The 21,315-nt window shown below is 33.7% G+C and carries 29 protein-coding genes; 23 read left to right on the top strand and 6 right to left on the bottom strand.

Going from position 1 to position 21,315, the window contains the following annotated elements; all coding sequences use genetic code 11:
• Window positions 1-75 precede the first annotated feature (75 nt).
• Window positions 76-603, bottom strand: coding sequence for a GNAT family N-acetyltransferase (locus ACFFU9_RS11795; protein ID WP_379861649.1), 528 nt, complete (start codon window positions 601-603; stop codon window positions 76-78).
• Between the two features lie 78 nt (window positions 604-681).
• Window positions 682-1,311 carry a 16S rRNA (guanine(527)-N(7))-methyltransferase RsmG gene (gene rsmG / locus ACFFU9_RS11790; RefSeq protein WP_379861648.1) on the bottom strand — a complete coding sequence of 210 codons (630 nt, stop codon included), beginning with the start codon at window positions 1,309-1,311 and terminating at the stop codon, window positions 682-684.
• Window positions 1,312-1,530: 219 nt separating this feature from the next.
• Here rsmG and ACFFU9_RS11785 point away from each other — a divergent pair, with 219 nt between their 5' ends.
• From ACFFU9_RS11785 to ACFFU9_RS11690, 20 genes are all read left to right on the top strand, one after another.
• A complete protein-coding gene (locus ACFFU9_RS11785; protein WP_379861647.1) occupies window positions 1,531-2,625 on the top strand; it encodes a fatty acid desaturase family protein in 1,095 nt (364 codons plus the stop codon).
• A gap of 32 nt (window positions 2,626-2,657) precedes the next feature.
• Entirely contained in the window at window positions 2,658-3,845 is a 1,188-nt protein-coding gene (locus ACFFU9_RS11780) for a pyridoxal phosphate-dependent aminotransferase (RefSeq protein WP_379861646.1), read from the top strand.
• Between the two features lie 234 nt (window positions 3,846-4,079).
• Entirely contained in the window at window positions 4,080-4,547 is a 468-nt protein-coding gene (locus ACFFU9_RS11775; RefSeq protein ID WP_379861645.1) for a DUF2383 domain-containing protein, read from the top strand.
• A 134-nt stretch (window positions 4,548-4,681) separates the two neighbouring features.
• Window positions 4,682-5,152 (top strand): Dps family protein, encoded by a 471-nt coding sequence (locus ACFFU9_RS11770; RefSeq protein ID WP_379861644.1) that lies wholly within the window; start codon window positions 4,682-4,684, stop codon window positions 5,150-5,152.
• A 43-nt stretch (window positions 5,153-5,195) separates the two neighbouring features.
• Window positions 5,196-5,381, top strand: coding sequence for a CsbD family protein (locus ACFFU9_RS11765; RefSeq protein WP_379861643.1), 186 nt, complete (start codon window positions 5,196-5,198; stop codon window positions 5,379-5,381).
• Window positions 5,382-5,503: 122 nt separating this feature from the next.
• Window positions 5,504-6,616 carry an AI-2E family transporter gene (locus ACFFU9_RS11760; RefSeq protein ID WP_379861642.1) on the top strand — a complete coding sequence of 371 codons (1,113 nt, stop codon included), beginning with the start codon at window positions 5,504-5,506 and terminating at the stop codon, window positions 6,614-6,616.
• Between the two features lie 40 nt (window positions 6,617-6,656).
• Window positions 6,657-7,220, top strand: coding sequence for a helix-turn-helix domain-containing protein (locus ACFFU9_RS11755; protein ID WP_379861641.1), 564 nt, complete (start codon window positions 6,657-6,659; stop codon window positions 7,218-7,220).
• Between the two features lie 11 nt (window positions 7,221-7,231).
• Window positions 7,232-7,678 carry a response regulator gene (locus ACFFU9_RS11750; protein ID WP_379861640.1) on the top strand — a complete coding sequence of 149 codons (447 nt, stop codon included), beginning with the start codon at window positions 7,232-7,234 and terminating at the stop codon, window positions 7,676-7,678.
• Window positions 7,679-7,766: 88 nt separating this feature from the next.
• Window positions 7,767-9,470 carry a sensor histidine kinase gene (locus ACFFU9_RS11745; protein ID WP_379861639.1) on the top strand — a complete coding sequence of 568 codons (1,704 nt, stop codon included), beginning with the start codon at window positions 7,767-7,769 and terminating at the stop codon, window positions 9,468-9,470.
• Window positions 9,471-9,738: 268 nt separating this feature from the next.
• Window positions 9,739-10,299 carry a hypothetical protein gene (locus ACFFU9_RS11740; RefSeq protein WP_379861638.1) on the top strand — a complete coding sequence of 187 codons (561 nt, stop codon included), beginning with the start codon at window positions 9,739-9,741 and terminating at the stop codon, window positions 10,297-10,299.
• Between the two features lie 4 nt (window positions 10,300-10,303).
• Window positions 10,304-10,762: a hypothetical protein gene (locus ACFFU9_RS11735; protein ID WP_379861637.1), complete on the top strand. Its 459-nt coding sequence runs from the start codon at window positions 10,304-10,306 to the stop codon at window positions 10,760-10,762.
• A gap of 31 nt (window positions 10,763-10,793) precedes the next feature.
• On the top strand, window positions 10,794-10,946 hold the full coding sequence (locus ACFFU9_RS11730; RefSeq protein ID WP_379861636.1) for a lmo0937 family membrane protein: 153 nt from the start codon (window positions 10,794-10,796) through the stop codon (window positions 10,944-10,946).
• 54 nt (window positions 10,947-11,000) lie between these two features.
• A complete protein-coding gene (locus ACFFU9_RS11725) occupies window positions 11,001-11,276 on the top strand; it encodes a YtxH domain-containing protein (protein WP_379861635.1) in 276 nt (91 codons plus the stop codon).
• Window positions 11,277-11,288: 12 nt separating this feature from the next.
• The gene (locus tag ACFFU9_RS11720; RefSeq protein WP_379861634.1) at window positions 11,289-11,645 is read left to right on the top strand and encodes a hypothetical protein; all 357 of its coding nucleotides are present in this window, start codon (window positions 11,289-11,291) and stop codon (window positions 11,643-11,645) included.
• A gap of 43 nt (window positions 11,646-11,688) precedes the next feature.
• Window positions 11,689-12,015 (top strand): hypothetical protein, encoded by a 327-nt coding sequence (locus ACFFU9_RS11715; RefSeq protein ID WP_379861633.1) that lies wholly within the window; start codon window positions 11,689-11,691, stop codon window positions 12,013-12,015.
• Between the two features lie 13 nt (window positions 12,016-12,028).
• A complete protein-coding gene (locus tag ACFFU9_RS11710; protein ID WP_379861632.1) occupies window positions 12,029-12,691 on the top strand; it encodes a hypothetical protein in 663 nt (220 codons plus the stop codon).
• 35 nt (window positions 12,692-12,726) lie between these two features.
• Window positions 12,727-13,203, top strand: coding sequence for a hypothetical protein (locus tag ACFFU9_RS11705; protein ID WP_379861631.1), 477 nt, complete (start codon window positions 12,727-12,729; stop codon window positions 13,201-13,203).
• A 25-nt stretch (window positions 13,204-13,228) separates the two neighbouring features.
• Window positions 13,229-13,687 (top strand): ferritin-like domain-containing protein, encoded by a 459-nt coding sequence (locus tag ACFFU9_RS11700; protein ID WP_379861630.1) that lies wholly within the window; start codon window positions 13,229-13,231, stop codon window positions 13,685-13,687.
• 103 nt (window positions 13,688-13,790) lie between these two features.
• Window positions 13,791-13,952, top strand: a complete 162-nt coding sequence (locus ACFFU9_RS11695; RefSeq protein ID WP_379861629.1) for a DUF1328 domain-containing protein — start codon at window positions 13,791-13,793, stop codon at window positions 13,950-13,952.
• A 44-nt stretch (window positions 13,953-13,996) separates the two neighbouring features.
• Entirely contained in the window at window positions 13,997-14,173 is a 177-nt protein-coding gene (locus ACFFU9_RS11690; protein ID WP_379861628.1) for a hypothetical protein, read from the top strand.
• 272 nt (window positions 14,174-14,445) lie between these two features.
• On the opposite strand, the gene ACFFU9_RS11685 is transcribed toward ACFFU9_RS11690, so the two are convergent.
• Both ACFFU9_RS11685 and trkA read right to left on the bottom strand, forming a co-directional pair.
• The gene (locus tag ACFFU9_RS11685; protein WP_379861627.1) at window positions 14,446-15,873 is read right to left on the bottom strand and encodes a TrkH family potassium uptake protein; all 1,428 of its coding nucleotides are present in this window, start codon (window positions 15,871-15,873) and stop codon (window positions 14,446-14,448) included.
• Window positions 15,874-15,953: 80 nt separating this feature from the next.
• Window positions 15,954-17,303 (bottom strand): Trk system potassium transporter TrkA, encoded by a 1,350-nt coding sequence (trkA, locus tag ACFFU9_RS11680; RefSeq protein WP_379861626.1) that lies wholly within the window; start codon window positions 17,301-17,303, stop codon window positions 15,954-15,956.
• Between the two features lie 285 nt (window positions 17,304-17,588).
• Here trkA and ubiE point away from each other — a divergent pair, with 285 nt between their 5' ends.
• Window positions 17,589-18,317 (top strand): bifunctional demethylmenaquinone methyltransferase/2-methoxy-6-polyprenyl-1,4-benzoquinol methylase UbiE, encoded by a 729-nt coding sequence (gene ubiE, locus ACFFU9_RS11675; protein WP_379861650.1) that lies wholly within the window; start codon window positions 17,589-17,591, stop codon window positions 18,315-18,317.
• Window positions 18,318-18,321: 4 nt separating this feature from the next.
• Window positions 18,322-19,050 (top strand): type IX secretion/gliding motility protein PorT/SprT, encoded by a 729-nt coding sequence (porT, locus tag ACFFU9_RS11670; RefSeq protein WP_379861625.1) that lies wholly within the window; start codon window positions 18,322-18,324, stop codon window positions 19,048-19,050.
• Window positions 19,051-19,126: 76 nt separating this feature from the next.
• Here porT and gldC read toward each other — a convergent pair whose 3' ends face one another.
• Together gldC and gldB are read right to left on the bottom strand one after the other, a co-directional pair.
• The gene (gene gldC, locus ACFFU9_RS11665; protein ID WP_379861624.1) at window positions 19,127-19,468 is read right to left on the bottom strand and encodes a gliding motility protein GldC; all 342 of its coding nucleotides are present in this window, start codon (window positions 19,466-19,468) and stop codon (window positions 19,127-19,129) included.
• A complete protein-coding gene (gene gldB / locus ACFFU9_RS11660) occupies window positions 19,468-20,430 on the bottom strand; it encodes a gliding motility lipoprotein GldB (protein WP_379861623.1) in 963 nt (320 codons plus the stop codon). Before gldB ends, gldC begins: the two co-directional genes overlap by 1 nt.
• Before the next feature lie 91 nt (window positions 20,431-20,521).
• Here gldB and nadE point away from each other — a divergent pair, with 91 nt between their 5' ends.
• The gene (gene nadE / locus ACFFU9_RS11655) at window positions 20,522-21,307 is read left to right on the top strand and encodes an NAD(+) synthase (RefSeq protein ID WP_379861622.1); all 786 of its coding nucleotides are present in this window, start codon (window positions 20,522-20,524) and stop codon (window positions 21,305-21,307) included.
• The last annotated feature ends 8 nt before the right edge of the window (window positions 21,308-21,315 follow it).

Raw genomic sequence — 21,315 nt, 5'->3', positions numbered from 1 at the left:
AAAAATGGAACGCTGATAAACAGCTAATAATAATGAGAAAATTAAACGCATAATTAATAATCGAAATTTAAAAGATTACTCTTGTTTTATAGGGGTCAAAACAGGTTCAACGTTCCATAATTCGATTTTGTTATCTGAATCGTTTTTTGTTGTTTGTTGAATTTCGATTAATGGTTTATAGTAAGTCAAATCAGATTCAGAGTATCCTATGTCAGGAAATTTGATAAAATCCATTTTTTTCCAAAATTTTTCTGATTCTTTTGGTGAGCAAAATAATTTAATAGCTAAAAACCCTTTTTCTTTAAAATAATCAGCAATTTGGTTAAAGAAATATTTTCCAATTCCGCTATTTCGATTTTCAGGTTTAATCTCCATTATGTCAATTTCGGCATAAATTTCTCCTTTGCTCCAAACTAAAAATCCGATTGGGAAATTATTATAATTTAAAGTTATAAACTCCTTATTTCTAAATGATTTTTCTATAATTGTCCAATTGCAATAAAAGCCTTTTCCAGATGTTTTGTCTTCCTCAATTAACCATTTTTCAATTTTTTTTAAATCAGATTGAGTAGGTAATAAGTTCAATTGAAAGTCCAAATTCATTTGGTTTTCGTGATTTTTTGCATTACACACAACACTTCTATAGCTTCAGTTAAAATCATTTTTCTATATCTTCAACAATTATCCTCTATACTTTATGGGTAAATGCACGATTTTTTTCGTTTCAAAAAAATCTTCATTAAAAAAGTCGCTTAAATTATAAAGTGTGGTGGTTTTGTAATCTTGAAGTTCCTCTGTTAAATCGCCTCCTTTTAAATAGAGAATACCATTTTTTAAATCGTGGTTTTGCTGTTTGGTTATTTTTCCTTTAGTCCAATGAACAAAGGTGGGCATAGCTGCAACGGCACGGCTTACAATAAAATCGAACGTATCATTAATCTCTTCAACTCTGCTATGGGTTGTTTTTACATTGGTAAGGCCTAGACCTTCAACCACTTCATTTACCACTTTAATTTTTTTTGCAATACTGTCCACTAGATGGAATGAGCACTCTGGAAATAAGATAGCCAAAGGAATTCCTGGAAAACCGCCGCCTGTACCAACGTCCAGGATTTTAGTGCCTTCTTTAAACGTAATAATTTTTGCAATAGCTAACGAGTGTAGCACGTGTCTTAAATACAGTTCGTCAATATCTTTTCTAGAAACCACATTGATTTTTAAATTCCAATCTTCATAAAGCATTTGAAGTTTGTTGAATTTTTCAATTTGATCTTCTGTAAGATTCGGGAAATATTTTAAAATAAGATCCATTTGTTTTTAAATTGTTTAAGTGGAGTTCGCTGTAAAAGGCAGTGGCCCAAAGTTTGTATATGTAATGTCTCTGCGGCTTTTCTGTTAAATTTTCAACAAAAATATACTTTTTATATGCATTTTTTTATAAAAAAACGTTATTAGTTCAGTTGGTTTATACATATCTTTGCAGCATATATGATCTACTCTATTAATACTAATCATATTAACAATAATAGCATGACAAAACAAACACTTTCATTTTCAAGAACAGACTCTGCAAAGTTTTTTAAAACCCTCAATTCTCGAGTGAATAATTACTTTAAAGAAAACAATATTAAGAGAACTGGAAATTGGAAATTATACATCAAATCCATTATTATGTTTTCTTTATTGATCGTGCCAGTGGTTTTGATTTTAACGATTGATTTACCCGTGTGGGCACAAATATTATTGATGATAATTGTAGGAGTAGGCATGGCAGGTGTGGGGATGAATGTGATGCATGATGCAAACCATGGCTCTTTTTCTAGTAAAAAATGGGTTAATAAATTAATGGGCAGTAGTATTTATATTTTAGCTGGAAATGATTATAACTGGAAAGTTCAGCATAATGTTCTACATCACACGTATACCAATATTCAAGGGCATGATGAAGATATAGATGCGGGAAGGATTATCCGTTTTTCAGAACATACAAAATGGCTTAGGGTTCATAAATATCAAAAATATTATGCTTTCTTTTTATATGGGTTGTTAACTGCAAATTGGGCGATAACCACAGATTTTATTCAAACATATAAGTATCTTAAGAAAAAACTGGCCTATGGTAAAATGCCGCATCCAGCAACGCAATGGACTAAATTGATTATTGGAAAAATAGTTTATTATACCATATGGGTGGTTTTGCCATTGTCTTTAGGGTTTGCTTGGTGGCAAGTTTTAATAGGATTCTTTATCATGCATTATACGGCAGGTATTATTTTGAGTGTTATTTTTCAATTGGCACACGTTATGCCTAATACAGAAATGCCATTACCAGATCAATCTGGCAATATGAAAAACACATGGGCCATCCATCAATTGTTTACAACATCAAATTTCTCTCCTAAAAGCTGGTTGGTAGAATTTTATACAGGCGGTTTAAATAGACAGGTAGAACACCACTTATTTGCTAATATCAGTCACATACATTATAGTAAAATAGCAAAAATAGTTAAAGAAACTGCGAGGGAATTTAGTTTGCCTTACAATGAATATAAAACATTTTGGACCGCAGTTTCCGAGCATTACAATCAATTAAAAGTGTTAGGTGAAAAACCTAGCTTCGCATAAATTTTAGAGTTACTTCATAAATAAATAATGACATGCAATTACTATCTGATAGAATTTTAAACATGGCTACGTCTGCTACGTTGGCTATGGCTGCAAAAGCCAGAGAGCTTCGAGAAGAAGGAAAGGATATTATCGGTTTAAGCTTAGGTGAGCCCGATTTTAATACCCCAGACTTTATTAAAGATGCGGCTATCCAGGCTATTAATGAAAATTACAATTCGTACTCTCCAGTAGATGGCTATACAGAATTGAAACAAGCCATAATAACCAAGTTTAAACGTGATAATGAGTTAACATATAAGCCAGCGCAAATCGTAGTTTCTACTGGGGCGAAACAATCGCTTGCTAATATTGCTGCGGTAATGACAAACAAAGGTGATGAGGTGATAATGCCTTGTCCTTACTGGGTTAGTTATGCCGATCTTATTAAATTGAATGACGGTGTGCCTGTTGAGGTTAAAACAACCATTGCAACCGATTTTAAAATGACGCCAGAACAGTTAGAAGCCGCCATTACTCCTAAAACCAAAATGATTTGGTTTAGTTCGCCTTGTAACCCTAGTGGTTCTATTTACAGTAAAGAAGAGTTGAGGGGCTTGGCAGATGTATTGGTGAAATACCCTAATGTTTATGTAGTTTCAGATGAAATTTATGAACATATTAACTACGTGGGCGGTCATGCGAGTATGGCTCAATTTGAAGATATGTACGATCGTACCATTACAGTTAATGGTGTTTCTAAGGCATTTGCTATGACGGGTTGGCGTATAGGGTATATTGGTGCTCCTGAGAAAATTGCGCGTGCTTGTAATAAAATGCAAGGTCAAATTACTAGTGGGGCCAACTGTATTGCCCAACGTGCAACTATAACGGCGCTTAACGAATCGCCAAGTCGCGTAAAGTATATGATTGACGAATTTAAAGTGCGTCGAGACTTGATTTTAGGACTTTTAAACGAAATTGAAGGATTTAAAACCAATACACCAGAAGGTGCTTTTTATGTGTTCCCAAACATTTCTTACTACTTTGGAAAGACTTTTAAAGGGCACACTATAAATAATGCTTCCGATTTTTCCATGTTTTTATTGGAGGAAGCTTTAGTGGCTACCGTAGATGGTGAGTCTTTTGGAAATCCAGAATGTATTCGTATTTCTTACGCAGCTTCCCAAGAACAAATTATAGAAGCTATTAAACGCATCAAAAGTGCTTTAGCGTCATAAATCAAATTTTTAAATAGTTAAAAACCCGTCAGTTTTAAACAGGACGGGTTTTTTTATTCCCGTAAACTTCAAGTTTTTTTTTTTTTTTTTAAGTGGTTGTTTATCTGGTGGTTGATGGTTGTTTAAGCTTAGCCATAGAAATTATGTAAACTTTCAGAAGAATCGTATAAATCTTAAGGCGGACTCTTTAAATATCTTTGGCTAATTAATTAATCATTCTAATCCCTCGATATTATGAGAACTCAAATTAATCAAGATATAAAAACAGACTCCTTGCATAAAATGTTAGAGTTGAGTTTTGATGCCGAATCAAGCTATGAGGAGCTGAAAATTAATACGGTTAATTCAGAGCTTGTTCAATGGCTAACAGAAAAACAGGAGTTAACGACTGATTTTATTATGAAAATCCTAACGCTTTTACAGCACTACGAAGTGCCACCTAGATCTAATACTACATTAAAAGGAAAGATTGGTAAGATGTGGTTGGATATGAAGCTTAAGGTTTTTAAACTTGATGCTAGTTTGATCGTAAAGGAGTGTTGTAAAATAGATGATTTAATGCTGGATATGCTTTCAAAGCAAATGGAAGAACCAATTACCCCAGAAACCAATACACTTTATGAATGTTATAGGAAAAAGTTTAAAGCACTCCTAACTCCAAAATTAGAGATCCCAAAAAACAAGAATGTATTGGTTTATTAAAAGGGAGAAATGTCTTTTTAGGTTGTTGATCGTAATTCTATAACAAACAGCCAAAATTGTGTAATGCTTTTGCCGCTCTTTAGCTTTAATTTTGTAGAGCACATTAAAAGAAATTAAAAAATAAAATTTACATTATGAAATTAAATATAGGCCTTACTAAAAAAGATTTAGACAAAAGTGTTGAAAACCTAACTGTAGTATTGTCCAACGAAATGGTTTTATACGTGAAATTAAGAAAGTTTCATTGGAATGTTGCTGGAAACAGTTTTATGGAATTGCATAAATTATTTGAGAACCAGTACCATGACATAGAAAAGATAATTGATGAAACGGCAGAGCGAATCGGTAAATTGGGCAGCAAAGCCATAGGGACTATGGAAGATTTTTTAAAACACGCGACCATAAAAGAGTCTTCTAAATATGAAGATCAAGACCATATGATAGGTGAATTACTTAGCGACCATGAAAAAATAATTTCAGGATTAAGAGAAATGATTGCAAGTATGGAAGAAGAGTCGGAAGACTTTGGTACCGTTGATTTTTTAACGGCATTAATTTTAGATCATGAATCTAAAGCTTGGGTTTTAAGACGTTATAAAGCTTAAAAATATCATTTTTTAAATATTAACTTTTAAAAACAACAACATTATGAATACTACAGAATTAAAAGGAAATTGGAAAGAAGTTAAAGGTAAATTAAAACAAAATTATGCTAGCTTAACTGAAGACGATCTGCTTATGGCAGAAGGAAAAGAAGATGAAACTTTAGGGAAAATTCAAAAAAAACTAGGTAAATCGAAAGAGGAATTACATCAGATAATTTCTAGATTATAATATAAATCTTGCCCGAACACCATTAATTTCGTAAGTAGTTTTGGTTGGTTAGTTACTGAATTGGTAAGTAGGGCATTTTTTTAAAATTTAGCACATGAAATAACTATAACTCATTACATTTTATGAATACCAAATCTGGCAATTTTCAAAACCACTATTCTCTTAATTTAATTGGTTTTATTGCCATTATTTTTATACTTTATGTGTTGAAACCCATAATTATACCGTTATTATTAGCCATGATATTAGCGGTTTTAGTGTTCCCTGTACAAAGATTTTTAGAGCGACGTTGGAGGTGGAATCGTCTATTTGCAACCTTAGTCTCTATATTGGTTATCTTTATTTCTGTAGCATCCCTTCTTCTCATTATTTATTCTCAATTTAATAATTTTATAAGCAGTGGCGAAGATTATGCCGAAAAGATATCTCAGTTATATTATAGAATTGTTGGATACTTTCAAGAAACGTTTAACATTAGTAAAAACGATTCGATTTCCAATGATTTAAAAATTGAGAATTTAATAAAATCTAATATGGCTAAAATCGGTGGATTCTTATCAGAATCTGGATCGATTTTAAGCAATATTATTTTAATCCCTATATCTCTGTTTTTCTTTTTATATTTTAGAAGGTTTTTAAGAATATTTCTTTATAAATTATTTAGAAATGAAACAAAATCATTTCTAAATAAAATGATTGGAAAAATCTATCGTATCCAAAGAAATTATTTAGTGGGCTTAGCTAAGGTTATTGGTATTGTTGGGGTTTTGAATACTGCAGGGCTTATGATTTTGGGAATTAAAAACGCAATTTTCTTTGGTTTTTTTGCAGCATTTCTCTTGTTGATACCTTACATAGGCATTATTATTGGCTCACTAATACCAGCATTGGTTGCGTTAGCAACTAAAGATAGTGCTTGGTATGCTTTTGGTGTTATTGCTATATTTTGGTTTGTACAGGTTTTAGAGGGTAATATAATTACACCAAAAATAACCGGATCAAAAGTAAGTATCAATGCATTTGTGGCCATACTATCGCTTTTTCTTTTTTCAATGTTATGGGGGGTTTTTGGGATGGTTGTAGCCTTACCATTAATCGCATCACTAAAAATTATTTTTGATAATACCCCTGGGTTAAAAGCGTATGGCTTTTTAATAGGAGAACCTATTAATAAGCATTTGCAAAGCGAAGCTAGAAACCGTTTAAAACGTTGGCGAAAAATAAGGGGTAAATAATAATAATGTGCTAAATTTACAGGAATTTATAAATGAGCACATGATTTTATATTTAAAGTTCGATTTTCATGCCATATGCAAAAAAGTTTTGCAGGACACACTAGATCAACATGCTGTTAAGCATCGTGTTATCGGTTTTGGCGAAGTGGAGCTTTTAGAAAAACTTCCCATAGAGAAATTAAATTCACTTAGCGAATCTTTAAGTGAGTATCACATCGACGTGGTTGAAAATCAAAAAAGTATTCTGGTACAAAAAATTAAAGATACTATTGTAGACATGATTTTCAATGAGGATACTGTTGTAAATGTAAAAACATCAGCCTACTTATCCGATACGTTAGGACATAGTTATGGCTATCTTTCAAACTTATTCTCAGAGGTTACTTATACTTCTATTGAGAATTTTATTATTTTGCAAAAAATAGAACTTGCTAAGCAACTTATAATTAAAAACAACTTCAGTTTAACTGAAATTGCTTTTAAACTTAACTATTCTAGTGTAGCACATTTAAGCACACAATTTAAAAATACAACTGGCATTACGCCTTCTGCTTTTCAACGTATTATCGTTAAAAGACGTGAATTAATGAACAAACAGAAATAAATTTTTTCGTTATGAAAGAAGATTACGTCCATATAATATTGGCAGATGATGATGAAGACGATCGCATGTTTTTTACAGAAGCCTTCGAAGAGTTGAAAATAGGAACTAAGGTAGAAACCTTTAAAGATGGTCTGTATTTAATGGATTATTTAAACTCTAGCGATAGTGCATTGCCCCATGTTTTATTTTTGGATTTAAATATGCCACGTAAAAATGGCTTAGAGTGTTTAAGTGAAATTAAAGCTAATCCGAAATTTAATGATATTGCCATTGCTATTTATTCTACTTCTGCTTCAGAGGAGGATATAGAGAAAACCTTTGTGCAGGGGGCCAATATTTATATAAAAAAACCGAGCAGCTTTAAGGTTTTAAAAAAGGTGCTTTCTGAAGTGGTTACCACAAACTGGCAATACCACACGAACGGGCTTAATAAAGATAATTTCTTACTGCGACTATAAGCCTATGCCAAACCGACTCTATAAAATGCCCTGGTTTGTAAAAAGTATATTTTTTGCCTGCTCTCTTGTCATACTTTTTATTGGGGGCATGACTTATAGAAACATGGGGGATTTATCTAAATCTTCAGATTTGGTAACGCATACTTACAAGGTAAATGTCCAGTTGGAACAAGTGTTTTCATACCTAAAAGATGCCGAAACAGGGCAGCGGGGCTTTATTATTACTAATAATCCGATATACTTAGACCCTTATGAGGCAGGTAGAGAAAACATAAATAATTGCTTTGTAGAATTACGAGAGCTTACTAAAGATAATCCCGTTCAACAGGCTAATTTAAAAGAGCTCAATTCCTTAATCGATATACGTATGGCTTATTTCGAGAAGTCATTCCGTTTTTCTGCAGTTTCAAATTTAGAAGATTCAAATTTTAAGCAATATTTTTTAGAGGGTAAAATGGCCATGGACGACGTTCGTGACAAGGTAGAGGAAATGATGGGTTTGGAAAATAGTTTATTAGAAAATCAAAAAAATGACCTCCAAAAAAACTTGAAATTTACACCTATTTTTTTGTATTTGGTTTTACTCATGTCGCTCTTGTTAATGTACTTAGCATATTCTAAGGTGATATCCAATTTAAAGCGATTAAAGGCGGCTAATGCCGAATTGGAAATATTTAAAGAGTCTGCAAATTTATCGGAAATTGTTAGTCATCATGGGAACTGGGTGTGGCATATCGATGATAATAGGTTTGTGTATTCCGATAATTTTTATCGTTTATTGGGTGAAGAGCCCCAGTCTTTTAAGCCTACCATCGAGAATTTTATGGCATTTGTACATCCAAAAGACAGAAAAAAACTGAGCAAAGCCTTTAAGAAAATGATCGATTTAAAGGATTTGCCTTATGTGAATTATCGAGTGATTCGTAAAAATGGAGATATTAGGCACTTAAAAGCTTATGGCAAAACGCTTTCTGATGATGAAGGGAGTAAACAGCTTTTAGGAACCAGTACAGACATAACAGACGAAATAAACAATCTTAAAAAATTAGCCGAACGTAATTTGGAACTGGAACGCAATAATAAAGAGCTATCTGCTTTTAACCATGTTGCAAGTCACGATTTACAAGAACCTTTAAGAAAAATACAAACCTTCTTATCTCGTTTAGAAGAGAAAGAAGCCCAAACATTATCGGCATCTGGTTTGGTTTATATGGAAAGGATTAAATCTGCTGCCACCCGGATGCGATTATTAATAGACGATTTACTACAGTTTTCGAGAAGCAATAAAGCCGATAAAGTTTTTGAGAAATCAAGTTTGAATGTATTATTAGAAAAAGCAAAACAAGATTTGGCAGAAGTAATTACTAAAGACAATGTTAGTATCCAAGCGGAATCCATCCCAGAGATAAATGTTATCCCTTTTCAAATCCAGCAATTGTTTGTAAATTTAATTGGTAACTCCATTAAATATTCATCTGCAGATAGGTCTACTCAAATAAAGATTACTTACGAAAAAATAAGAGCTTCAGAAGATCCTCATATTAAAAAAGCTAAAAAAGTATTTTATCACAAAATTGCTTTTTCAGATAATGGTATTGGATTTGATAATACTTACGCAGAAAAAATATTCGTCCTTTTCAACAGGCTCCATAATAAAGATGAATATTCTGGAACTGGTATTGGATTATCGATATGCAAAAAAATTATCGAAAACCATAATGGATACATCCTGGCTCATGGCATACCAAACGTTGGAGCAACCTTCACTATTTACCTTCCTATAAAATATTAAAAAGCATGTACGCTTTAGGTATGGCTAGAGAACTATTAATGTCTTTTGCCTATACTCTATGTGATTTTTAAATAGATGTTGAAATCCTATAAGCATTAATTAAAATGCTGTAACATAGCACACACACTTCTTGATGATCTTTGTAATATAATTTTACTGAGGGTCTTTTTTATATATAAATGTGAATTATGTAAGTCCTCTAAAAAATGATGTAACATCAAATGTTCAAAGCCTTTGCATCTTTGTAACCATATTAAATAAGTTTAAAATGATATTCGAAAACAACATAAAAAACATAACGGTATTTGCAACATGTGCACTCATGTTTTCTACACTGTCTTGTCAGCATGTTTTCGAAAACAGAAATATGTATAATACAGACAAAGCTATTTCGAATAGAAATGTGTTGGATGCTAACAAACGTAATGCAAAACTATTGGTAATAGCATCGCAAAACAGTTTAGATATTATTGGACTATGTCAATCCATAGAAGAAGCAGAATCTGAAAAGGCTATAGAAAAATTAGTTATGGATTTAGAGAAAACTCAATTGGAGATTTTCACGGTTTATAAAGCCTTAGCACAGAACAAAATGATTTCGGTGCCAAAATATCCAATAGCTATCGATTGCAACATCAATGATGAAGTGGGGTTTGTTGAAAATAATTTGAGTTTAATTATCGAAAAGATAAAAAAACAAATACAAGTTTTAGATACGTTATCAAATACAGCTAATAGTGATTTTAGCAGACTTTCAAGAACGATAAACCCGATATTAAAATCAAAACTTGCTGAAACACAAAATACTATAGGGACATTAAAAGCATAATAGCATGAAAAAGAAATCCATCATAACAAAAGGTCTTATTGCAACAGGGATGCTTTATGCCAATGTGAATGCTTCTGTTGCTTCTCAAGAAGACGTCATTAAAGACAATATAGAAACTGCATTAAAACACACTAACATGGATGTAGAGAACGGTGTTAATCAAATATATCACTGGCGTATCGAGACTGAAGCTGGAGTTTTTTCTGGAGCCTGTAAAAGTATCGATGAGGTAAATAAGGAAATTGAAAAACATGCAGGAGCCTCAAAAGTGTTTACTAAAAGTATTACCCCTATAACCTTAAGTGAGAATGAAACTGGAGATACGCTTTTTACATGGTCTGTAATAACTAAAAAAGGTCACGCCTCAGGGCAATCGGCAACTTTAGAAGAAGCGCAACATATGATAAAACTGTTTCATTCGGAAGACGTTGTAAAATCTAACATAATCAAATCAAAAAAATAAATAATTTATTAACCATTAACACTTTAATATCATGAGAAGTTTACTATATATCATCGCCGTAATCCTTATTATAGGTTGGGCATTAGGAGTTTTTGTTTACAGCGTTGGAGGCTTAATCCATATTTTATTAGTTATCGCTGTAGTGGCAATTCTTTTAAGATTGATAGGCGGAAAGTCTGTTTAAAAAAAAAGATTAATAAAAACAATACAATTTTAATAAAAAAAACAATTAAATATTATGAAAACAAATAAAGCATTATTAGGAATTATCGTAGGAGTTGCAGTAGGAACCGCAGTAGGAGTATTGTTTGCACCTGACAAAGGTGAGAAAACAAGAAAAAAAATTGCATCGAAAACCCAAGACGCAAAAGACAAACTAAAAGAAAGCTTTGATGATTTTGTAGAGACGGCATCGCAAAAATACGCCTCTATAAAAGAAGAAGGTGAAGCTATTTTAAAAACTAAGAAGGAAGATTTAAAAAACGCTATCAACCAAGAAGTTAAGAAAGCCTAACAAACAAAATTTATGGAAACCCTAACCCAACATTTCGATTCTGTTTATAAAAAAGCAAAAGATTATACTGAAACCAGTATTGAATTATTAAAGCTTAATGCTATAGATACCACAGCAGATATTGTATCGTCTATTGTAAGTAGAATGATTATGTTGTTTATGGTTTCCATATTTATTTTATTTGTGAGTGTTACAGCTAGCCTATATATAGGCGAGCACATGGGACATTACTACTTAGGTTTTTTAATAGTATCTGGTTTTTATTTAATCCTCGCATTTTTAGTCTATTTTTTTAAAGACATATTGGTAAAAACGCCTATAACCAATTTGGTAATAGATAAAATGACCAAAGTAAAAAAGAGAAATTAAACGAATGTAAAGCCTGGAAATATTCAGGATAACCTGGGAAAATATGAAAGTCTATAAAAATAAAAACCAAGAGCTAGACGCAAGGATAGCAGCTTTAGAAACCAAGAGAGATAATGAGCTTTTAGCCTTAAAAATGGAGGCAAATGTTGCGCTTACAGAATTAAGGCCATCGAAGCTTTTAAAACGAGCTTTTACAGATGTTAAAGAGGCTCCGGAAGCAAAAAAAGATTTGTTCGAGATTTTGGTCTCTCTTGCAGGTGGGTATTTGTCCAAAAAATTAGTTGTAGGAAAATCTAATGGTATCTTCAAGAACCTATTAGGGTACGCCGTGCAATATCTTTCAACCAAAATAATTTCAAAAAAAATATAAATTTTAAAAGATTATGAAAACACTAAAAATAACCACAGGATTATGCGCATTGGCATTGGCATTTACGTCATGTCAAAACGGGCAAAGTGAAAACGCTAAAAAAGAAGTAAAAGCCTATACAAGTTATGTAGACTCCATATCTAACTTAGAATTAGCAGAGGCTAATGCAAATTGGGCCAATATTGAAAATGGCTATAATAACCATAAGGCGATCGCTAGTGAAAATCTTATCCATGTGGACGAGAAAGAGCAATTTAATAAAGATATAGAAGCATCTACGGCAGAATTTGAAGCGTATAAACAAAAAGTAGTTGCAGATAAGCAGGAGAAAGATCTTGCAGCATCTAAAAATAATTTTAGAAGCACGCTTTTAGGAGAGCGTTATGTTAAAGATGATATGGATTTTTCATGGATCGATAAAGATAATATCTTGGCGGTATATCAAAACTTTGTAGATACAGTAGATGCAAATAAAGACAATTATTCGAGAGAACAATGGGATGAAATAAAACTATTATATGAAGCTATAGATACAAGAAAGAATACAGTAGAGAAAGAAGGTCTTAGTAGCGCTGATAATAGAAAAATTGCCGCACTTAAATTGAAATTTGCACCCATGTATTCTGTGAACAGAATCGCTGCAAAATCAAATGAAAATGCAGAGGCTAAAGAATAATAAATCCATTGCAAAACTATAATTATAATAATAGTATGAAAAAATTAATAATACCAGTATTAACATTGTTTATAGCCTTTAGTTGTTTTTTGGGCAATGCCCAAGATGTTTCAAAAAATGCATTGGGGTTAAGAATTGGCGATAATGGTGGTTTTGGTGCCGAAGTTTCTTATCAGCGGTATTTAAAGTCAAATAACAGATTGGAGTTTGATTTGGGCTGGAGAGATTCAAATGATGTAGATGCTTTTAAACTCATAGGGCTTTATCAATGGGTTATGCCAATAGAAAATCGTTTTAATTGGTTTGTAGGGGCAGGTGCCGGTATAGGAGCATTTGATGGCAATGGATATGATGGTACCTTCGGGGTGATAGCTGGAGACATCGGGATTGAATACAGTTTTGAGATTCCTTTAATGTTGTCGCTTGATTTTAGACCAGAACTAGGCTTTAATGATAAGTATAGTGATGATCTTGATTTAGATATCGCACTAGGGATTAGATATCAATTTTAAAACAGATTTTAAAACATTGAAAATCATGGAGATCAATAAGGAAAATAAAGAAATTGTAAATATATTACAAGAATTGCTTCAGAAAAATTATGACGCTGAAGCTGGCTACAAGCAGGTTATGACCAAGGCGAAAAGCATGGGTTTAAAAGAGTGGCTGCAAGCTAAAGCGAGACAAAGAAGCGAGTTTGCAACGCAATTAGATGTTATGATTCGCGAGTATAATGCTACTCCAGCAGACGAAGGAACTATTCTGGGAACAATGCACAGGGCTTGGATCGATTTTAAAACCACTTTAAGTGCAGATACAGACAAGGCTCTTTTAGAAGAGTGTATAAGGGGTGAAGAAGCTAGTGTAACCGAGTACGAGAACCAATTGGAAAACGTTGCAGATTACTTGCCTATAAAAGAGTTGTTATTTGCTCAAATGACTAGTGTTAAAACAGCTTTAAATGCTGTAGAAAGACTTGAAGACATTATTGGTTAAAAAAAATTGCTAAGAAAAAGAATTAAAAAAACCAAGACGTGTACCTTTTCTTAGATTGCTAAGAAAAATGGAAGATAACTATTAACTAAAAAAACACAAAGATATGTTACGATGGACAATTACGTTTGTTATAATAGCATTAATAGCAGGAGTTTTAGGCTTTGGTGGTATTGCGGGCGCATCAGCAGGAATAGCTAAAATACTATTCTTTATATTTATTGTATTATTTGTACTGTCACTAATTCGTGGTGGCATCAAAAGATAATACATCTAGTATTAATTATTTATTAACCACAAAATTTATTTAAAATGAAAAAATTAGCTTATATATTTATATTGTTGTTCTCTTTAGGAACCATTTTAACGGGGTGTAGAGATACAAGAACAACCGGAGAGAAAATGGAAGACGGAATAGAAGATGTTGGAGATGGTATCGAAGATGCAGCAGATGATGCTGGGGATGCCATTGAAGATGCTGTAGATTAATAATCTATTACATAATCATTTTATAAAAAGACTGCTTTTTCAAGTGGTCTTTTTAATGCCGTTATTTCATCAAAAACGTTTGTGCTTTCTCTGGTTAATTATAAGTGTACTGTTACTTTCTTTCTTTTTAAAAAATAAGGGTATGGTATGTTTCCGCGTTCGCTTAACCATCTTATAACGATAATTATTATGGTAATATATATACTACTAAAGCTATGTTTAAAAAGTTACGCAAAAGGATGCTAGTAAAATAAAAGCGTTTAAACGTAAAACTATCTATTTCTCCAAAAGAATGGTGTGAAAAGGATAAGCACTGTAAAAAGCTCTAAACGGCCAATAAGCATTAATAAAGAGGCCCACCATTGCGCTAAAGGCGGTAAGGCTGCATAATTGTTTACGGGCCCAAACTGGCCCAAAGCAGGCCCGATATTACCTAAACTCGATGCTGATAACCCTACGGCCGACTCAAAGTCTATGTTGAACATGGAAAAAACCAGTGCGCCAATGATAAAGGAAAGCATGTAGAGGATGATAAATGCGAGAACATTAAAGACAATGAATCTGTTGATCGCTTTATTGTTGTAGCGAACGGGTACTATGGCGCTAGGGTGCAAGGTGCGTTTAAACTCTAAAAAGCCGTTTTTAATAAGAATTAAATGCCGAACCACTTTAACTCCACCAGAAGTGCTTCCGGCAGAGCCGCCTAAAAACATAAGGCCGAAAAAGAAAACCACTAAAAATGGCGTCCATAACGTGTAATCGGCGGTAATGAAACCAGTGGTTGTAACAACAGTTAATACTTGAAATAAGGCATGCCTAAAGGCGCTTTCCGCTTTGCCCCAAACCATATTGTGTTGTATGGACGATAGAGATAAATCGCTTTGAAAATAAATGATTAAAGCAGCGATAAGGGTGAAAATAGCGATAAATTTAAAGTACAGATTAAACTCTTCATCTCTTAATATTTTTTGAATTCTACCTTTAAAGGCGAAATAGCTCAAAACAAAATTTGCTCCAGCCAAAAACATAAATAATATAATAATATATTGAATAATGGGCTGGTCGTTCCAATATGCGACACTGGCATTTTTTGTTGAAAACCCTCCGGTAGAAAGCGTCGACATAGAATGGTTTATAGCGTCAAAGAACGTCATACCTGCAAGCTTTAACAATACGGTTTCTGCAGCGGTATAACCAAAATAAATTAACCATAAACGTTTTGCTGTGTCGGTAATCCTGGGATGCAGTTTATCACCGCTTGGCCCTGGTGCCTCAGCCGCAAATAATTGCATACCGCCTATTCCCAATAAGGGCAAAATGGCTATCGCCAGAACAATAATACCCATACCTCCAATCCAATGTGTCGTGCTTCGCCAAAACAAAACCCCTTTTGGTATTATTTCTATATCATTTAAAATGGTTGCACCGGTGGTGGTATACCCCGACATGGTTTCAAAAAAAGCATTGGTAAAGCTAGGGATGCTTTCTGTTAGAATATAAGGTAAGGTACCAAATAAAGACATGATAATCCAACCAAAGGTCACGACCATATACCCTTCGCGCTTATTTATTTCTTTTTTATGATGGCGCGTAGCAAACATCATGAGTACGCCAGTAACTAACGTTATAAGGCCTGCTAAAAAGAGTTGGACGCTAACCCCGTCTTTATAAATTAAGCTTACTAAGGCAGATAATAGCATGAAGCCACCATTAAATAACAGTAGTAATCCTAAAAAATGAAAAATAATTTTATAATTGAGTTTCAATGTCTAATGGGCTTTTAACGAAATAATTTTTCAACATGCTTTATAGATTGAAGTAAACAGCATACTACAACACGGTCGCCTTCTTCAATTTTAAAACTGCCCAGTGCTATAATACCAACCCCTTTCCTAATAATACCTCCAATAATAGCCGATCTAGGAAAATCAATAGATTTTATAGTTTTATTGCAAACAGCAGAAGTGGCTTTTACTTCAAACTCCAAAAGCTCAGCATTTAAATTATTGAGCTTAGTCATAGCAACGACACCCCCTTTACGGATGTATCTGAATATATTGTTAGCAGCCAATAGTTTTTTATTGATCAAGGTATCAATACCAATAGAGTGCGATAAATCGAAATAATGCATATTCTCTACCAAAGCAATGGTTTTTTTTACCCCTTTAGATTTGGCGACTAAGCAAGACATGATATTTGTTTCAGAATTGGAGCCAACGGCTATAAAAGCATCCATATCTCCAATGTTTTCTTCATCTAAAACATCTACATTTCTACCATCGCTATTAATAACCAATACTTTTGTAAGGGTGTCTGCGATTTCGAAAGCTCTATCTCTATTCCCCTCTAGAAGCTTTACATTAAAACCTTTTTCGCTTAAGTCTCTTGCGGTTTTGTAGCCTATTTGGGTTCCGCCTAAAATCATTACATTTTTAATTTCCGTGTTAACCTTCCCTGTAAGTTTGCAAAGTTCATCTGCGCCACCTTCAGAGGTTATGAACACGACATTGTCTCCTCGTTGAAATTCAGTGTCTCCACGCGGGATAAGGGAGTATTGGGTGCCAAAACGTTGGATTACAATGGGTATAAAATGGATTTTAGAAAAAAGTGTAGCAGCTTCTTTAACGGTTTTTCCAACAAAGGAGGCCGATTTAGATAAGGTTAAGCCGGCCATGGTGAGAGCGCCATTCTCAAACTCATAGTTTTCATTAAAAGAGGATTGCTTTAAAGATAATTCTATTTCTGAAGCTGCCAATGCTTCTGGAGAAATTAGCTCGTCTATACCAAATTGTGTAAATCCGATTTCATCTTTATAATGTATAAATTCGGTATTGGAAATTCTTGCAATGGTTTTCTCTGCACCTAATTGCTTTGCAAGCACAGATATGGTAATATTGGTGGTTTCGCTGGAAGTTACTGCGATAAATAGTTCGCAACTCTCAATACGGGCTTCCTTTAAAATAGAAATAGATGTAGCGTCTCCTTTTATAACCTTAATGTCCAAATGAGAATCTGCATAGGCTAAACACGTTTTGTCTGGGTCTATTAGGGTGATTTCTTGAGATTCGTAGGATAGTAATTTGGCTAAATGAAAACCTACTTCACCAGCACCAGCAATAATTATTTTCACAGGTTTAATTTTTTTAAAGTTCTCAATGAAAATCTAATTATTCTCATATCAGTGACTTTGAGTGACTATTCCCTATAGCATAAAAAAAAACGTTTTGATAATTGTTTTCTTTAAAACCTTCCAAAAGGTATAACAAATATACTATAAAATAGACACAGCAATATAAAACCCGAGATATTATATCTGATAAATCTTGAGTCTATACTTATGTTAATCTTTGTATATTACTTAATTGACTTTATTTTAAAGTAGAAATAATTTATGTAGGTTTGTGATAAAAATAAAATTGTGTCGAAAATTAAGCCATATAAAGATAGTGATTTAGGTAAAAAAGAACAAGTAACCAAGATGTTTGATACTATTTCTGGGGATTATGACGGATTAAATCGGGTCATATCTTTTGGGATAGATGTAAAGTGGCGAAAAAAAGTAGTTGAAATGGTGGGGGATACGCAGCCTAAAACGATTTTAGACATCGCAACAGGAACGGGCGACTTGGCCATAGCGCTTGCGAAAACAAATGCAGAAAAAATTGTTGGTTTTGATATTAGCAGCGGCATGTTGGAAATTGGAAAGGCGAAAATTAAAAAAAAGGGTTTGGAGCTTAAAATAGATATGGTGTTGGGCGATTCAGAACAGATGCCTTTTAAAGACGATACTTTTGATGCGATTACTGTAGCCTTTGGTATTAGAAATTTTGAAACCTTAGAAAAAGGGCTAAAAGAAATTTTAAGGGTTTTAAAGCCTAATGGCGTGTTTGTCATTTTAGAAACGTCTATGCCTACAAAATTCCCGTATTTACAAGGGTATAAGTTTTATACTAAACATGTTCTGCCTCTTATCGGGAAAGTGTTTTCAAAAGATAAAAGTGCTTATAGCTATTTGTCGGAATCTGCTTCCGATTTCCCTTATGGAGAAGCTTTGAACAATATTTTACGTAAAACGGGGTTTAATAATGTTAGGGATTACCCACAAACTTTTGGAGCGGCAACGATTTACACATCATCAAAATGATTCTATGAAAAAGTTATTATTTGTTTTGCCTTTTTTGTTTTTTTTTCAATATACTGAAGCACAGTTGTTCAGAAAAGAAAAAGTGACCTATGATGCCAATCAAGGGAGGGGCTCCACAGATAATAATTTGATACGCTGGGGCTATTTTTTAGGCTTTAGCAGTTATGATTTTAATTTTGACTACCATGAGGATATAAGAGATGTCTATGTGAAAAAAAGTCCGGGTTTTAATGTAGGCTTAGTGGGAAATCTACGCATCAATAACTATTTCGATCTTCGTTTAGAGCCAGGTTTGTTTATTACAACTCGAGAGCTTTATTATGGTAACGTCCATTTTACCGGTGGGCCCTCTAAAACATCAGATTTAACTAGAGAAGTGAAATCCACTTACGTACATGTGCCGCTTTTACTTAAATTTTCCGCCAAACGCATCAATAACTTTAAGCCGTTTATTGTGGGAGGGATTTCAACGGCATTAAATCTTTCTAGTAATGAGAGTAACCCTGATGATAATAAAAATGGCCAGTTCCGTACTACCAAAAACTCATTGTTTTATGAGCTTGGTTTTGGCATCGACTTCTATTTGTATAATTTTAAATTCACTCCTAGCGTTCGCGGTATTTTTGGGATTAACGATGAGCTTGTAAGGGATGAAGATCCTAATAGCCCATGGACAGGCAATGTAGCCTCTATGAAAACACGAGGCGTTTTTGTTAATTTTACGTTTCAGTAAAAACAGATTGTATTTCTTTTTATTAATTTACAGCATACAAATCGCTATAGAAACAGAATTTAAAAAAAGCATGCACTTATGGCTGTTTTTTCAATTCTAATTTTTCTGCAAAATAATCGCAAAAATCTTTCATAGTGGCGGTCATTTTGTCATCTTGTGTCGCCCTATTAAAGGTGTCGCTCATGGCTACAAGGGTTTGGTGAAAGAACATTTTCATTTCATCAACCGGCATGTCCTTTGTCCATAAATCAATACGCAGGGTCTCTTTGGTCTTTGCGTCCCAAACAGCAAGCATTATGGCTTTAGCTTCTTCGTTAGTAATACCGCCGTCTTCTGCTGTCCAATGCAGTGTTTCTGGAATTCGGTTTTCGTCCAGTGCGACATTAAGTTCTATTTTCGAGGTCTTTTTTTGAGACATTATTTTCTGGGTTTAAATTTCGACTTGTTAAAAATATAATCGGGTGATGCGATAAGCATATCTTTTAAGAGAACATCATTGTTTTCCATAAAGGCCTTAACAATTTGCCAACCAATGTATTGCCCTAATCTGCCAGGGGAATCACTATCGATTTCGGCCAAATTGAATTTAGAAAAAGGAGCGGGGTTTATAAAACGATTTGGTAATTTTGAATCTGTGCTATATAATAATTCACGTTCAACAAAATAGCGCCAAATATAGTTTTCGTTTGCCAGAGCCCATTTTAATTGATCTTCAGAATAACCTATACGTCTTGCTTCTGATACAAATGGAATCATTATATCCTTAAAATACAAGGCTTTTCCATAATAAATCATTTCGTCTAGCAGGGTTTTCTTTTGCTTTGGAAGAATCTGCTTTTCGGCATATGCTGCGGCAAGATCGGCCACAATTTGCGTTTTCGTTAAGTTTTGTTTGATGTATTTCTGTATGCCTTCGTAAAAAGGATGGTCGTTGCCTAAATAGGTGTCTATTGAAATAAGTACGATACTATCGGTTACAATTACTTTATTCCTATAGTCTACAAAAGATGTGGCAGTGATAACCCGAGGCGTTTTAAATTCTGGAAAATAATAGCTTAAGTGATTGAATAATGATTCAATCTCAATTTCTTCGTTGTTAAAATTGGGAAAAACGTCTTTAGAAGCTTTAAAGAGTTCTATTTGTAAAGTGTCTTGCATGTTTTCAATCCAAAAGGAATCTGGATATTTTTTAGAAAACATAAAGGGGTATTCAGATTTTAATTTAGGCAGGTCTTCAGGCGCTGCTTTTGCAAAAAGCATATCGAAACGCTCTACTTGGATGTCGATATTTTTCTGGGCGATAGTCGCTTCTAGTGGATGTTCTTTTTTACATGAAAAAGCAAACATCAATATCAATAAAAAAAATGGAATATTTTTCATGGCAAACTAAAACGTCTTAAATTTTTATTAATTAGAGCTTTCTTTTACTTTTGTTTGCAAATGTACCATTCTTGAATCAAATTCATTTAAAATGCAAACAGAAAAAGTTGTTGAACATATTGTTAATTGGTTAAAAGACTATGCTGTAAATGCCGGTGTAAATGGTTTTGTTGTTGGGGTTTCTGGCGGAATTGATTCTGCGGTAACCTCAACGCTATGCGCTAGAACAGGTTTAGATGTATTGTGTGTGGAAATGCCAATCCACCAAGCCGAAAGCCATGTAACGCGTGCGCAAGACCACATTGTAAGCTTAACGAATGCGTTTAGCAATGTGAGCGATACCAGAACAGATTTAACTGCTGTTTTTGACACGTTTAAAAATGAAGTGTTTGCAGAAGGCGACCAAGCCACTATTGATATGGCTTTGGCAAATACACGAGCCAGGCTACGCATGACGACTTTATATTATTATGCGGGACTTTATAAGTTATTGGTAGTAGGAACGGGCAACAAAGTAGAAGATTTTGGTGTTGGTTTTTTTACGAAATATGGAGATGGAGGTGTGGATTTAAGCCCTATTGCAGACTTAATGAAATCTGAAGTGTATCAATTGGGGAAATATTTAAAAGTGTCTGAATCCATAATGGAAGCAGACCCTAGCGATGGGCTATTTGGCGATGCCAGAAGTGATGAAGACCAGATTGGTGCCTCTTATCCTGAGCTAGAATGGGCTATGGAAATGGTTGCAGATGGAAAACAAGAAACGCATTTTTCTGGAAGAGCGCTGGAGGTTTTTAAAATATACAAACGATTGCATCTTCTTAATGCACACAAAATGAGTTCTATACCTACTTGCAAGATTCCTACAAAGTTTTAGGAAATGTT

The organism is Mariniflexile ostreae, assembly GCF_042427585.1.
GTDB lineage: Bacteria > Bacteroidota > Bacteroidia > Flavobacteriales > Flavobacteriaceae > Pseudalgibacter > Pseudalgibacter ostreae.
The sequence above is the reverse complement of the archived record's forward strand: the minus strand, read 5'-3'. Positions and strand labels throughout refer to the sequence as shown.